The sequence below is a fragment of the Rahnella sp. P4_A8 genome, assembly GCF_056402435.1.
The window spans coordinates 106,700-122,047 of record NZ_JBFUHK010000010.1 but is presented as its reverse complement, the minus strand read 5'-3'; the positions used below and the strand labels follow the sequence as shown (position 1 = coordinate 122,047).

The 15,348-nt window shown below is 54.2% G+C and carries 10 protein-coding genes; 2 read left to right on the top strand and 8 right to left on the bottom strand.

Annotated elements, in window-relative coordinates:
- Positions 1-53 precede the first annotated feature (53 nt).
- Together treZ and treY are read left to right on the top strand one after the other, a co-directional pair.
- The gene (gene treZ / locus AC1DUO_RS08290; RefSeq protein ID WP_119262317.1) at positions 54-1,841 is read left to right on the top strand and encodes a malto-oligosyltrehalose trehalohydrolase; all 1,788 of its coding nucleotides are present in this window, start codon (positions 54-56) and stop codon (positions 1,839-1,841) included.
- Entirely contained in the window at positions 1,838-4,348 is a 2,511-nt protein-coding gene (treY, locus tag AC1DUO_RS08285; protein WP_119262318.1) for a malto-oligosyltrehalose synthase, read from the top strand. Before treZ ends, treY begins: the two co-directional genes overlap by 4 nt.
- Here the strand turns inward: treY and AC1DUO_RS08280 are convergent.
- From AC1DUO_RS08280 to AC1DUO_RS08245, 8 genes are all read right to left on the bottom strand, one after another.
- Positions 4,345-5,421, bottom strand: coding sequence for a mechanosensitive ion channel family protein (locus tag AC1DUO_RS08280; RefSeq protein WP_013578133.1), 1,077 nt, complete (start codon positions 5,419-5,421; stop codon positions 4,345-4,347). The genes treY and AC1DUO_RS08280 overlap by 4 nt on opposite strands.
- Positions 5,422-6,075: 654 nt before the next feature.
- Positions 6,076-7,548: a pyridoxal phosphate-dependent decarboxylase family protein gene (locus AC1DUO_RS08275; RefSeq protein ID WP_013578132.1), complete on the bottom strand. Its 1,473-nt coding sequence runs from the start codon at positions 7,546-7,548 to the stop codon at positions 6,076-6,078.
- An 18-nt stretch (positions 7,549-7,566) separates the two neighbouring features.
- Positions 7,567-8,952, bottom strand: coding sequence for a diaminobutyrate--2-oxoglutarate transaminase (locus tag AC1DUO_RS08270; RefSeq protein WP_014416667.1), 1,386 nt, complete (start codon positions 8,950-8,952; stop codon positions 7,567-7,569).
- Positions 8,953-9,506: 554 nt separating this feature from the next.
- The gene (locus AC1DUO_RS08265) at positions 9,507-9,920 is read right to left on the bottom strand and encodes a hypothetical protein (protein WP_041673406.1); all 414 of its coding nucleotides are present in this window, start codon (positions 9,918-9,920) and stop codon (positions 9,507-9,509) included.
- Between the two features lie 102 nt (positions 9,921-10,022).
- The gene (blaRAHN, locus tag AC1DUO_RS08260; RefSeq protein WP_119262319.1) at positions 10,023-10,910 is read right to left on the bottom strand and encodes an RAHN family extended-spectrum class A beta-lactamase; all 888 of its coding nucleotides are present in this window, start codon (positions 10,908-10,910) and stop codon (positions 10,023-10,025) included.
- 125 nt (positions 10,911-11,035) lie between these two features.
- On the bottom strand, positions 11,036-12,700 hold the full coding sequence (locus tag AC1DUO_RS08255; protein ID WP_013578128.1) for a methyl-accepting chemotaxis protein: 1,665 nt from the start codon (positions 12,698-12,700) through the stop codon (positions 11,036-11,038).
- A gap of 235 nt (positions 12,701-12,935) precedes the next feature.
- Positions 12,936-14,525: an ABC transporter ATP-binding protein gene (locus AC1DUO_RS08250; protein ID WP_119262320.1), complete on the bottom strand. Its 1,590-nt coding sequence runs from the start codon at positions 14,523-14,525 to the stop codon at positions 12,936-12,938.
- Positions 14,522-15,337 carry an ABC transporter permease gene (locus tag AC1DUO_RS08245; RefSeq protein WP_013578126.1) on the bottom strand — a complete coding sequence of 272 codons (816 nt, stop codon included), beginning with the start codon at positions 15,335-15,337 and terminating at the stop codon, positions 14,522-14,524. The genes AC1DUO_RS08250 and AC1DUO_RS08245 overlap by 4 nt, the downstream gene beginning before the upstream one ends.
- Positions 15,338-15,348 lie beyond the last annotated feature (11 nt).

The window sequence follows — 15,348 nt, the reverse complement described above, 5'->3', positions numbered from 1 at the left end:
TATTATTCGTTGGCTAACGGCCGGTTAACGCGACTATTTTGCGAGGTAAAGTGATGCAACGCGATGCATTGACGACAAGCTGGGGGGCCAGTTTCATTTCCGCCGGGACAGTTCGCTTTCGGGTCCGGGCGCCGGGTCAGGCCAACATGACGCTGAGACTTTCCGGCGAAGACAGAGAAATGCAGCCGACGGAAAACGGCTGGTTCGAGTTTGTGGCAACCGGTGTTTCTGCCGGTCAGGAGTACCAGTTTATTCTGGCCGATGGCATGCCGGTTCCTGATCCTGCCTCGCGCGCCCAGCTGGCAGGCGTCAACGGTCCTTCCCTGGTCACCTCATCATCGGGCTATGCATGGCGAAATCACCACTGGAAAGGCCGCCCGTGGGAAGAAACCGTCGTCTATGAAATGCATATCGGCACCTTCACACCCGAAGGCACTTTCAGCGCCGCGCAGGCAAAACTCGCTTATCTGGCAGAAACCGGCATCACCATGATTGAAGTGCTGCCGCTCTCACAATTTGGGGGGCAACGCGGCTGGGGTTATGACGGTGTTTTGCTGTACGCGCCTCACTCCGCTTATGGCTCGCCGGAAGATTTCAAGGCGTTTGTCGATGCGGCGCACGGTGTCGGCATCTCCGTGGTGCTGGACATCGTGCTCAACCACTTTGGTCCGGAAGGTAATTATCTGCCACTGCTCGCGCCGGATTTCTTCGATGCTCAACGCATGACGGCCTGGGGTGCGGGCATCGATTATCAAAACGAAGCGGCCCGCTGCTATATCGTGGAAGCACCGCTGTACTGGCTAAAAGAATACCGGCTTGACGGCCTGCGCTTTGATGCCATCGATCAGATGAAAGACACCTCTTCCCCGCATATTCTGATTGAAATCGCCGAACGAATTCGCGAAGCGATCACCGATCGCCCGGTGCATCTGACCACCGAAGACAGCCGCAACGTCATCTTTTTACACCCGCGTAATGCCGACGGCACCGTCCCACTGTTTACCGCCGAATGGAATGACGATTTCCATAACGCCATCCACGTTCTCAGCACCGGTGAAACCCACGCCTACTATCAGGATTTCGCGCAGAACCCTGAGAAACTGGCGGCACGCGCGTTAGCGGAAGGTTTCGCGTATCAGGGCGAAAAATCGCCGCAAACCGCTAAACCGCGCGGTACGGTCAGCCGCAGACAGCCGCCGGTCGCCTTTGTCGATTTCATTCAAAATCACGACCAGATTGGTAACCGTGCGCACGGCGACCGGCTGATCACGCTGGCTGGCACTGAACGTACGCGCGTTCTGTTCGCCGCCTTATTGTTATCGCCGCATATTCCGCTGATGTTTATGGGCGAAGAATACGGCGAAACCAATCCGTTTCTGTTCTTCACCGATTTTGAAGGTGAGCTGGCGCAGGCGGTTCGCGAGGGGCGCGCCCGTGAATTTGAAGGACACAACGGTTACGGCAACGACGCGGTCCCCGATCCTAACGCTCTCAGTACGTTCGAAAATTCGAAACTTGACTGGCAGAAACTGACACATCCCGAAGGCGAAAACACCCTGGCGCTGACCCGCAAGCTGCTGGCGCTGCGCCGGAAATACATCGTGCCCTTACTGACGCCTGCGAAAGGAGAAGTCGGCCAGATTGTCGAAACCTCAACCGGTTTTCTCTCCGTTAAATGGACATTCCCCCGTGGCACGCTTTCGCTGGTACTCAACGTTGGCCAGGACACGCATCCGCTTCCTGAACTGCCAGGAGAAACGATCTTTGCCTGGCCGCAGGATGCCGCGACGTCGGTGCCCGCTTCCCTTATTGTCCGTTTTGCGCCAGGAGTCTTACTGTGAAAATCCCCACCGCGACTTACCGCATTCAGTTCCGTAATGGACTGAACTTTGACACCGCGACAGGGCTTATCCCCTATTTAAAACAACTTGGGATCAGCCATCTTTATGCTTCCCCGGTGTTTACAGCGACGTCTGGTTCCACGCACGGCTACGATGTTACCAACGCCAACGAAATTGATCCGACGATTGGCGGGCGTGAAGGTTTCGACCGTATGGCACAGGCGCTGAAAGCGGCGGGGATCGGGCTGATCCTCGACATTGTGCCCAATCATATGGCGGCCTCACTTGAGAATATCTGGTGGCGTGACGTCATTGAACATGGCAAAAAGAGCCGTTATGCACGCCATTTTGATATCGACTGGTCGCGTCGCCTGACGCTGCCTTTCCTCGGGGACGCTTTTGAGGATGCGCTGGAAAAAGGCGACATTGTGCTGAAGCCTGATCCCAAAACCGGTCAGCCCGCTTTCGCCTATTTCGATACGTATTATCCCGTTGCGCCCGGCACTCTCACGGCGTCTAAAACAGATGACCTGAGCAAAACAGAACTGGCTGAATTACATGAGCGCCAGCCCTACCGCCTGATGTGCTGGCGTGACGCGCCCCGTGAACTCTCGTACCGGCGCTTTTTCGAAATCACCGGCCTCGCGGGTGTGCGCGTGGAAGACGAGGGGGTTTTCGATGATACGCACCGGCTGATCCTCGAGCTGGTCCGCTCCGGTGTGGCCGATGGCCTGCGGGTCGATCATGTGGATGGTCTTGCCGATCCCAAAGCCTATCTTGAACGCCTGCGGGAGAAGGCCGGGCCGGACTGCTATATCACGGTGGAGAAAATTCTGGGCAAAGGCGAGCGCCTGCCGCCGGACTGGCCGGTCTCCGGCACCACCGGCTATGAGTTCATTGCCTCGCTTTCGGATGTGCTGGTCAACGATGAAAATATCGCGGTGCTTAGCGAGCTTTACGACAGCGTGGTCGGCAAGCCGGTGGACATGCGCAACGAGCTGCGTGCGGCCAAGCTTATGATGGTGGAAAAGAATTTCGAAGGCGAGTACACCACGCTGTGGAAACTGGCGAACAGCATCGCCGGGACCGGGGGCACGATGTATGACGAAAATGATATCCGTACCGCGCTGCGCGAATTACTGATCGCCTTTCCGGTGTACCGCACTTACGGCACCGAACAGGGTATGCCCGCAGAAGACACCGCGCTTTTGCACAAGATCCTGCGCAAGGTCAGCGCCCCGGCCCTTGCCGTTCAGCCTGAAATCCTTGCGTTTCTGGCGCGTATTCTTTGTGGAGAAACCTCTGCTGCGGCGGCATCGCAGGCCGGTTTATTCCGTACCCGCTTTCAGCAACTGACCGGACCGCTGATGGCAAAATCGGTGGAAGACACACTTTTCTTCCGCCAGAACATGGAACTGGCGCTGAACGAAGTCGGCGCTGAACCGTTAATTCGCACCTTCTCCCTCAGCCGCTTCCATACGGAGATGATAAAACGCCGCGAAGAGCAACCGGCGGCGCTTTCCGCGACATCCACGCATGACACCAAACGGGGGGAAGATGCCCGCGCCAGACTGTTTACGCTGACCGAAGCGCCACAAGACTGGGCCGCCTGTGTAAAACGCTGGCACCGGATGAACGAGTCAAAGGTGATTATGCTTCCCGATGGCCCGGCACCGCGCCCTGCGCTGACATGGATGCTGTATCAGGCGCTGGCGGGCGCGTGGCCGGTCACGCTGACGCCTGAAGATGAACAGGGTTTGCAGGAACTCGACGAAAGATTTCAGAGTTTCGTCGAAAAAGCGCTGCGGGAAGCCAAGCTGCGCACCAACTGGGATAACAACAACGAAGACTATGAAAAGGCCGTGCTGGATTACGCGCATCATCTGCTTTCAGCGGAAAACCGGCTATTCCTGCAAGATTTCCACGCGTCGATCCAGCCATTTATCCATGCCGGACTGGTGAACAGCCTGACCCAGACGGTAATCAAACTGATGGCGCCGGGCGTACCGGATATCTATCAGGGCAGCGAGGCGCTGAATTTCAGCCTTGTTGATCCGGATAACCGTCGTCTGCCGGATTTCACCGGGCTGGCGCGGTTGTTACGACAGGATGATAAAACGGGCCGGGGCCAGGCAGAAAGAAAGCTGAACGGCCAGCTGAAACAATACCTCGTGGCGACGCTCGCCGGGCTTCGCCAGCAAAAACCTGCGCTGTTTCAGCAGGGGGACTATGTTCCGCTCAGTGTGACCGGCCAGCACGCCGAAAACATCATCGCGTTTGCGCGGGTGCACAATGACGATGCGGTGATTGTTGCGGCACCGCGTCTGGTGCTGGGTTTGCCAGCCCGGGGGTTCCCGCAGGCGGAAATTGTACTGCCGCCCCACCTTGCTTACCGGCACTACCGGGATCTGTTCAGCGATAAAGAAATTACGCTGACCGACCAGCTAGACATGGCTGTCTGGCCGGGCTTCTCCCCGGTCATCCTGATAGCGTCCTCGCCATCTTAACGGTCACGTTCTGCCTGGGTTTTAACAATCATATTCGGCAATGCCATTTCGATCCCCTGCTCGATCAGCTTTTCAATAATACGAATATTAATTTCCTGCTGAATATCCATGTATTTATTGTAATCGGCAGTATTGACGATGTGGACCACTTCGATATTCAGGCGATCGGTACCAAAACCCAGCAAATGTGCGCGGTCGAATTTCGTTTCGCCGACATCAATAATAATTTCCTTTACCATGTCACCGATATTGCGCAGCTTTTCCGGCGGCGTATTAATCGCGACACCAAAATTGAAAACAATGCGGCGGGTTTGCATGCGTTTGTAGTTATGCAGCGTTTGCTGGAGCAGAATGGCATTACCGCAAACGATTTGTTCCCCGCTCAGGCTGCGTATCCGGGTCGTCTTCAGGCCAATATGTTCGACAGTACCGGCAACATCATTGAAAACGACGAAATCGCCAATTTCGAAAGGCTTATCAAAGCCGATAGATAATGACGCGAACACATCGCTGAGAATGGTCTGGATCGCCAGCGCGATAGCGATACCGCCCACGCCCAGACTGGCGACCAGCGCGGTAATGTTCACGCCCACATTCGCCAGTATCGACAGCAGCATCACCGACCACACTACCGCCCGGAAAATCAGCCCGGTGATCACCAGCGTTACCGGATTTTTGTTCATACCGGGCTGACGCATAATATGACGTAACCACGAGACCACCGCCTGATCCAGCCACAATGCCATCTGGAACGCCAGCACCAGAAACCACGCGTGACTGATGGTGTTGTAGAGATTATCGGGCAGATTAACGAACCGCAGGCTGAACAAAAAAGCCGCAATGAAAATGAGCAAATTACTCGTCCGGTTGAGGATCTCGCCCAGAATAAAACGAATCCGGTGGCTGGCCTCATTAACCTCCCCCCAGCGTTTTACGCCCTTGCGCAAAAACGAGACCAGCCAGCTCAGCAGCCAGTACGTGACAAGCGTGACGACACACATCGTCGCGACACCTATCCAGAACACCGGCGCCATCACCAGCGCGATAAAATCAAAGCGTGATAGAAAATTCATCTTCCCTCCCGGAATTAATCACAAACCTCCAGTATAGGAAACAGGTCAGCGCAGGGGTCAGGAATAGGAAAGGTCGGTAGACAACCGGCGTTGCCGCAGAGGTAAAACTTTGCAGACGTCTTAACGTCATCGGTATTTATATTACGTTCTGTCCGGTTTACTATGATTTCTGGCGTGAGCCCGATGTTCTGAAAAACGTTCAACTGAGGTGCTTGATATGAAAAGAGCTTTAGTGATTGGTTATATGTCGTTCGTTTCAATTGCATTGGTCGCCGCGCTGATAATCGGTGCCCGAAACGGATAACAAAGGCCCGGTAAGGTGAGTGATAACGTCTGGGTGAGTGCGGGGCATGATGCGAAAAGCGTTCTGCCACCCAAAAATATGCGCTCTTTGTGGCACTTTTTTGTCAATGACTTGAACAGGACAGGGGTCTGGGATTACTCTTAGATCAGCTGACGCAAGAGCAGCGGATCGTAAGCACCATACCCTTAAATAGCCCACCCATGAGGTGGGTTCTTTTTTGCCTGTCGCTCAGCATTAAGAATTATCCTGGTCAGAAAGTCATTCAGACGTAAAAAAGCCGGTGATACTTTTGTATCACCGGCTTTTTGCTGCGGGTTAACGCAGAACGAAACTTATGCTTCAGTAATGACTTATGCGTTCAGCAATTGCTGTGCGGTTTTCTCAACCAGCGCCAGCAGGACTTTCACGTCTTCCAGCGTTACTGTCGGGTTCAGCAAGGTCAGCTTCAGACAGGTGACGCCATTATGCTCGGTCACACCGACGTTAGCACGGCCAGATTCCAGCAGCGCATCGCCGATTTTCTGGTTCAGCAGTGCAATAGCCGCATCGCTGCTGCCCGCCAGTTGCTCAGGACGATAACGGAACAGAACACTCGCCAGTTGCGGCTTCATCACCAGTTCCAGCGCGGCTTCAGAAGTCACATATTGCGCGACTTCCTGAGCCAGCGTCACACCGTGATCGATGATCGCGGCATACTGTTTCTGACCTAACGCCTCAAGCCCCATCCACAGTTTCAGCGCATCGAAACGACGGGTGGTTTGCAGGGATTTGGACACCAGATTCGGTACGCCAGCCGCTTCGTCGAACTCAGAGTTCAGGTAAGCCGCCTGATAACGCATCAGCTCGTAATGACGCTCTTCTTTGAGCAGGAATGCGCCGCAGCTGATGGTCTGGAAGAACTGTTTGTGGAAGTCCAGCGTGATGGAATCCACTAACTCAATGCCGTCCAGATAATTGCGGTATTTTTCGGACAGCAATAATGCACCGCCCCATGCCGCATCCACATGCACCCAAATCTGATGCTCTGCCGCCAGTTCAGCAATAGCACGCAGCGGGTCGATAGCCCCCGCATCGGTGGTACCGGCTGTCGCCACAATGGCCAGGATCTGATCGCCACTGGCTTGCGCCTGTGCCACTTTCTCGCGCAAATCGTTGAGATCCATACGGGCAAACTCATCGGTTTTCACCAGCGTGACACACTGATAGCCCAGACCGAGCAGCGCCATGTTCTTCTGCACAGAGAAATGCGCGTTTTCAGAACATAACACTTTAATTTTGCGCAGATTGCCGACCAGCCCATCCTGCTGAATGGAATGCCCCTGACGCGCGAAGAAGGCATCGCGTGCCAGCATCAGCCCCATCAGATTGCTCTGGGTGCCGCCGCTGGTGAACACGCCTGCGTCGCCAGCCTGATAGCCCACCTGAGTACGCAGCCATTCGATCAGCTTCATCTCAATGATGGTTGCTGACGGGCTTTGATCCCAGGAGTCCATACTCTGGTTCGTGGCATTGATCAGCACTTCCGCCGCCTGGCTGACCACCAGACTCGGGCAATGCAAATGCGCCACACATTGCGGGTGATGCACAGACAGGCTGTCTTTTAAAAAGTACTCAATCGCACGTTCAATCGCGGCCTGGTTACCCAGACCGTTTGGATTGAAGTCCAGCCTGATACGCTCACGCAGCTCAGCAACGGTTTTGCCCTGATACATCTCAGGTTGTTTCAGCCACTGCACAACAGCTTCACTGCTCTGCGCAATGGCCTGCTGGTAGGCTTCAGTGCTTTGCGCTGAGCCTGCCAGAATCGGGTTTAACTCGGACATCAGAATCTCTTACTCCGCTCAGACAGGTTTGATGCCAGCCGCTAACAGCGCCTGCTCAAACTTATCGAGGAAAATACCCAGCTCATCGTTGGTGATCAGCAGGGAAGGCAACAGGCGCAGCACACAACCATTACGGCCACCGCGTTCGAGGATCAGGCCAGCCTGGAAGCATTTTTTCTGCAGCAATGCAGACAATTCACCGTCAGCCGGATAGCAACCCATGTGATCCTGCGCTTCGTCGGGTTTGACGATCTCAATACCGATCATCAGGCCCAGACCACGCACGTGACCGATAACCGGATAGCGTTTCTGCATGTCAGCCAGTTTGGCTTTCAGCCATTCACCCTGCGCTGCCACTTTCTCGGCGATTTTTTCTTCTTTCAGGATTTTCAGCGTGGTCAGGCCGGTGGCCATCGCCAGTTGGTTACCGCGGAAGGTGCCGGTATGGTGACCCGGAGCCCAGGCATCGAACTCTTTCTTAATACCCAGAACCGCCAGTGGCAGACCGCCGCCGACCGCTTTGGACATCACGATAATATCCGGCTCAATGCCCGCATGTTCGAAGGCGAACTGTTTGCCGGTACGGCAGAAACCCGCCTGCACTTCGTCGAGGATCAACAGAATGCCGTGTTCCTGAGTCACTTTACGGATGCGCTGCAACCACTCAGCCGGAGCCGGGTTCACGCCGCCTTCGCCCTGAACCGCTTCCAGAATGACAGCCGCAGGTTTGCGAACGCCGCTCTCAACGTCGTTGATCAGGTTTTCGAAGTAATAGGTTAATGCTTTAACGCCAGCGTCACCGCCAATGCCCAGCGGGCAGCGGTACTGGTGCGGGTAAGGCATAAACTGCACTTCCGGCATCATGCCATTAACAGCTTCTTTCGGAGACAGGTTACCGGTCACCGCCAGTGTGGCGTGTGTCATACCGTGGTAGCCACCCGAGAAACTGATGATACCGCTACGGCCGGTGACTTTTTTAGCCAGTTTCATGGCAGCTTCAACAGCGTCAGCACCCGACGGACCGGTGAACTGCAGGCAATACTCTTTGCCCTGTTGTGGCAATAAAGAAAGCAGATATTCAGAGAACTGATCTTTCAACGGTGTTGTCAGATCCAGTGTATGTAACGGCAAGCCGCTGGTAATGACATTTTGGATGCTTTGCAGCACGTCAGGATGATTATGTCCAAGAGCAAGCGTACCCGCACCGGCCAGGCAATCAAGATATTGATTATTCTCAACATCCGTGATCCAAACGCCATTGGCCTTCGCAATTGCCAGAGGCAACTTACGTGGATAGCTCCGAACATTCGATTCAAATTCAGCTTGTCTTGCCAAATAGGTTTCATTGTTTCCGTTTAATGAATTCGCACCAAAACTGTCAATACGGACTTTATCCGTCATCATATCTCTCCTACAACCGTGTGTTATTAGAACGCCACAATTGAATAAATTTGATTAAGAAAATTACAAGCGTATGAAAAACGCGGCCAATATATGGCTTTTTTGCCCCCACCTCAATAATTTATTTTGTATAGATTTGTTTATTATTTCCTATAGGAATCAATATGTTGATGATTTAATGAACGATCGTGCTGACTTAACTCCGTTACACGGTCATTAATAAAGCACTAAAAAGCACATCCGTCTTGCAGAACGACGGGTCAACACGCGACATATCAGGCTTAAAATCACACCGTTGTCAGGCATCAATACCCCTGCGGCTACGACGTCGCACCGGAGGTTGATGCCCGGTGAACAGTCTTTCAGGAAAGTTGTTTAATTATAGCCTGCGGCTGTTATATGGGCGATGATATTAAAGTACGGTGCAGTAACTGGCTGAATAGCCGTCAGATATAAATTTTGAAATATATTACACCGCGACATCGGTGCGGTTATTACAGAAATAATACAGAGAATAATGTCCGCCGCGTATATAAACAATCCCTTCGGATATTTCCCTAATTATTCAGCTCATTAACCCGACCTTTGCGGTAGAACTCATATAAGGTGACGTAATCCTGGAACACCTGCGACAAAATCGCATCGGTTTCCGGCGGAAGGATGCTGTTGGTCTGCATCTGATAGCGCGTTCGCACCGCATCAATCCACAGTTTATCAGCCGCCGGACCCGGTTCCTGAACCAGATGAGCCAGCCAGTACACCGTGTTTTTCTTCACCGTCACCACAGGCTCAGGGCAACGGCAGCACCACCAGACCGGTTGCAGTATTTTGGAAAATAAAACGCCGCTGACTGATTGCCAGACCGAAGAGGTCAACGGTAGCGGAACCCACGCGCGCTGCCAGTGCGTAGCCTGTCCCGTCAGCAATGACATCATGAGCGCCTGCGCAGATCCTGAAAACGGCCTGGACATTCTATTCCCTTCTCTTGTTTCTAAAATAACCCATATCTGCCCGTTACACGGCAATCAAAAAGGGCTCTTGCGGGCCCTTTTCTTTGTCCTTTTCAACGTAAATCAATAACCCTGCGTCACAATCTTCGCAGCAGAAGCCAGCACATCGCGGCGGGATTTCGCGTCTTTCTGCGGCTGGGTGAAATAGGTAATCAGGATCAGCGGGGCCTTATTATCCGGCCAGATCACCGCAATATCATTGGTTGTGCCGTAATCGCCGCTGCCGGTTTTATCGCCGACCACCCAGGTCGCAGGCAGCCCCGCACGGATACTCATCGCGCCGGTCGTGTTGCCTTTCATCCATTCCACCAGTTGCGCGCGTTGCGGTTCAGCCAGCGCGCTGCCCAGCGTGACGTGTTGCAGACTCAGTGCCATCGCACGCGGTGAAGTGGTGTCGCGGTCATCCCCCGGAATGGCGGTGTTCAGCGTTGGTTCAGTGCGGTCCAGACGGAACGTTTTATCGCCGAGCGTACGGGCGTATTCCGTGACTTTCTGCGGGCCACCAAGCTGCTCAATCAGTTTATTCATGGCGGTATTATCGCTGTACTGCAAGGCGGCGGCGGCCAGTTCGCCTACCGTCATGCCGGTATCGAGATGCTTTTCGGTGATCGGGTTATAATTTACCAGATCAGATTTTGTGAGGCTGACGCGGCGGTTCAGCAACTCCGTTTGCGTTTCGCTCTGTTTAAGAATGGCTGACGCGGCCATGAACTTGCTGGTGCTGCACATGGCAAAACGTTCATCAGCGCGGTAAGCAATCTGGGAATTGTCTTCAGTATTAATCAGCATCACACCAAGACGACCGCCGCTGTCTTTTTCCAGCGCCGCAAGCTGCTGCTGCACAGACGTCATTTTTGTCGCCGTTTGCGCCCATGACACCGTACTGAATGCGAGCATTGGCACTACAGCCGCCGCCATCAGCACGGTTTTACGCAGGGTATTTTTCATCATCAAAGCCTTCTCCTTTATATTGGCGAAGGGATTATGGCAAAAGCTGAGGCAGAAAGTAAAAAACCCGACAGAAATTGTCAGGTTTTAAACATGAAACGGAAAACTTTGAGAAACTAACAGGAGATTTAGAACGTTTCCCAGTTGCCCTGATCAGCGGCCGGAACCGGCTGACGGTTTGACAGCAAGGCGGGAGATTTTGTCTGCCCGGCTTTACGCACCGCCGCCGTTGCCGAACCGGCGCTGACTTTAAAGATACTGATCGCCTGGGATAAACGCTCAGCCTGCTCATTGAGCGAATATGCCGCCGACGAAGCTTCCTGCACTAATGCGGCGTTCTGCTGGGTGACTTCATCCATCTGAGTGATGGCTTTGTTGATCTCTTCAATGCCGGTGCTTTGTTCGTTACTGGCAATCGCAATTTCGCCCACGATGTCAGTCACATTTTTTACGCTGGACACCACTTCCGCCATGGTAGCCCCGGCTTTGGCAACCAGTTGCGTGCCGTTATCCACTTTCGCCACCGAGTCGTCGATCAGCACTTTGATCTCTTTCGCGGCACTGGCAGAACGTTGCGCCAGATTGCGCACTTCGGAAGCCACGACAGCAAATCCACGGCCCTGCTCACCGGCACGCGCCGCTTCAACGGCGGCGTTCAACGCCAGAATGTTGGTCTGGAAAGCAATGCCGTCAATCACTGCAATGATATCGACGATTTTACGCGAGGAAGTGTTGATACCTTCCATTGTATTCACCACTTCGCCCACCACTTCGCCACCCTGCACCGCCACGCGGGAAGCCTGCGCGGCCAGCAGATTAGCCTGACGCGCGTTATCAGCGTTCTGCTTCACGGTGGCGGTCATCTGCTCCATCGCCGACGCAGTTTCTTCCAGCGAACTGGCCTGCTGTTCAGTGCGGGAAGACAAATCGAGGTTTCCGGCAGCAATTTCGCTGGACGCGCTGGTGATGGCATTGGTGCCGGCACGCACTTCGGTCACAATTTTCAGCAGGTTTTCATTCATGTTTTTCAGCCCCTGCATGAGCTGCCCGGTTTCATCCTGCGACATCACCTGGATTTGTGTGGTCAGATCCCCTGCCGCCACGTTTTCTGCCACTTTCACTGCGGTATGCAATGGACGGGTGATCGAACGCGTCAGGAAATAGCCCAGCGCCGCCGCCATTAAAATCGCCAGCGCGGAAAAAATCAGCGTCAGTTGAATGGCGGTGGCGCCATCTGCTATCGCTGTTTTACCTTCAGCCTGCAACTGCTGATCCTGAGAGTTGGCAAATGCGGTTGCCAGATCCAGATACGCATTTTGCGAGGTGGTGAGTTTGCGCAGAACAAATTCGGTCGCGCCGTCCATGTCACCGGCACGGGCTAAGGCAATCAGTTGCTCTTTCGCCGTTTCGAAGGTTTCACCCGCTTCCTGCAACGTTTTAATTTTCTGCTTGCCCGTCACGGTGGATTGGATCGCGGCGATTTTATCCATCGCTAAATTGGTTTTTTTGACCGTGTCATCCAGTTGTAAATAACGCTTTTTATTCTGTTCAGGATTTTTAGTATCGATAACGATACCCCGCAGATATTTAATCTGGTCGTTTACGCCGTCGCGAACATCAAATGCCAGCCGGACTTTCACGTACCGGTCGCTGATTATTTGTTCAATACTGGTGTTAATGCTGCTTATTTTGGTGATTGCAATCCCGCTGACAATGACTAAAAGCAAAATGACAAGGCTGAATGCGGCCCCTAAACGGGCGCCGACACGCATATTGTTGATCAGTTTAAACATTTTATTTCCCTTATTTCCTGGCCAATAAAACAAATACCATGAAAAAAAATTCAAAATATTGGTTACATAGCGGAACGACTTTCTAATGATTTATTTAATTCAAAAGGGTTATCGGTATAAATAAGGGAATCTTTAGTGACGTTAATATTGCGAAAGTGTAAATAAGGATGACCATTTTGCTCCTCCCCTGCGAAGGGGAGGAGCACAACAAAACCGCCGGGCAGGAGGACAAGTATTAATTAGCAAACATTTCCTCCAGCCAGCCCACCCGCATTTCAGGCACCGAACGCAGTAACTCGCGGGTGTAATCGTCCAGAGGTTCGGCGAGTGCAGATGCCACCGGGCCGTGGCGCACAATCACGCCTTGTCTGAGCACCGCGACTTCGTCCGCCACTTCACGTACCACCTGTAAATCGTGGGTGATAAACAGGTAAGCAATGCCGGTTTCCTGCTGGATCTGGCGCAGTAACGCCAGGACATCGCGGGCGACTAACGGATCGAGTGCCGACGTTGGCTCGTCACAAACGATAATTTTTGGCTCAGCCGCCAGCGCCCGCGCAATACACACACGCTGTTTCTGCCCGCCGGAAAGTGCGGCAGGGAAACGCATCGCAAGTTCAGCGTGTAATCCGACCTGCGCCAGCAATTCACTGACCCGCGCCTCACGCTGGCTGCGGTTCAGCGACGTAAAGCAGGCCAGCACACGGGAAATCTGGCTGCCAATACGCTCTTTAGGATTCAGCGCCGTGTCGGGGATCTGATGAATGAGTTGCACATCGCGCAACTGAACGCGGCTGCGCTGGCGCAAACTGGCAGGTAATACTTGCTGATTCAGACTGACCTCACCGGTTTGCGGCGTGAGCAGTCCGCAAATCACTTTGCCGAGCGTAGATTTCCCCGAGCCGGATTCGCCGATCACCGCCAGCGTGCGCCCGCGCGGCAAGCTCAGTGAAATGTTTTGCAGCACCGGCTGCGCATGATAGCGCGCACTGATGTTGCGGATATCCAGCGCCACCGGCGCATCGCCGGTTTGCGGCGTTTTGCTCCCGCCCTGCGCATGCAGCAAACGGCGGGTGTAATCCTGTTGCGGCTGGCTCAGCAGTTGCGCCGTTTCCGCCTGTTCAACCGTTTTACCGTGCTGCAATACCATGATGTGATCGCTTATCTGCGCAACGACCGCCAGATCATGGCTGATGTAAATCGCCGCGACGCCGGAAAAGCGGATCACATCGCTGATGGCTTTCAGCACACCGAGCTGTGTGGTGACATCCAGCGCGGTGGTCGGCTCATCGAAAATCAACAACTCAGGACCGGCGCACAGTGCCATCGCAATCATCGCGCGCTGTAACTGACCGCCGGAAACCTGATGCGGATAACGCTGATAAAATGCCTGTGGATCCGGCAGGCCGAGTTGTTCAAACAGCGCAATGGCTTTGGCCTGCGCTTGCTGTCGGGGATAAATTTTATGTTTCAGCGCCGCCTCAATGACCTGCTCACCGAGCGTGATCGCCGGGTTAAACGCTGCTCCGGCAGACTGCGCGACATAAGCAATCTGCCTGCCGCGCACCTGCCGCAACTGGCGGTCAGAAAGTTGTGTCAGTTCCTGTCCGCTGAATGTAATTCTGCCGGACTGAATGCGCATCCCCTGACGACAGTGCCCGAGAATGGCCAGTCCGATGGTGGATTTACCTGCGCCTGATTCGCCGATCAGCCCCAGCACTTCGCCTTGCTTCACCGTGAAAGAGACGTCATCCACCAGCGTGCGCGGATTTTTACCCTGCGACACCACGTGCAGGTTTTCGACATGCAGTAAGTGCTCATTCATGCTTTTTTCCCCCACACACGACGCTCACCGCTCATCAGCCAGTCCGCCACGGCGTTGACCGCCAGCGCCAGTACCGCGATGGCGCCACCCGGCACCAGCGCCGCCCAGACGCCAAACAAAATACCGTCTTTGTTATCGCGCGCCAGTCCGCCCCAGTCGGCGGTGGGTGGCTGAATACCCAGCCCGAGGAATGACAGCGCAGAAAGAAACAGCAGAATAAAAATAAAACGCAGGCCGAATTCGGCAATCAGCGTCTGAAGCGCATTGGGTAAGATCACATGCCAGAGGATCCAGCCGAGGCTTTCGCCGCGCAGCCGCGCCACATCAACAAATTCCATCACGCCGATATCCACCGCGAGGGATCGTGCCACGCGCAGCACACGGGTCGATTCCAGCAAGCCGAGCACCAGCGTCAGCACCAGAATGGTTTTTGGCAAGACGGCCAGCACAATCAGCGCCAGGATCAGCGTCGGGATAGCCATGACGATATCGTTGCAGCGGGAAATCACCTGATCTAACCAGCCGCCGCGCAGTCCGGCAATAAACCCGAACGTACAACCGACGATAAACGCCACCAGCGCCGCCAGCGCGGTCACCCCAAGGGAAACGCGGGTGCCCCAGATCAGGCGGGAGAGCAAATCACGGCCGAGATTATCCGTGCCGAGAATGGAATCCGGTCCCGGTAAATCCCAGGACATCCCAAGCGTTTGATCCGGCGCGTGAGGCGCCAGCCACGGCGCAAAAATGGCGATCAGAATAAACAGACTCAGCACCAGCAGGCCAAGTATCGAAGCAGGTTTTAATGCAGGCATTACAGCAATTC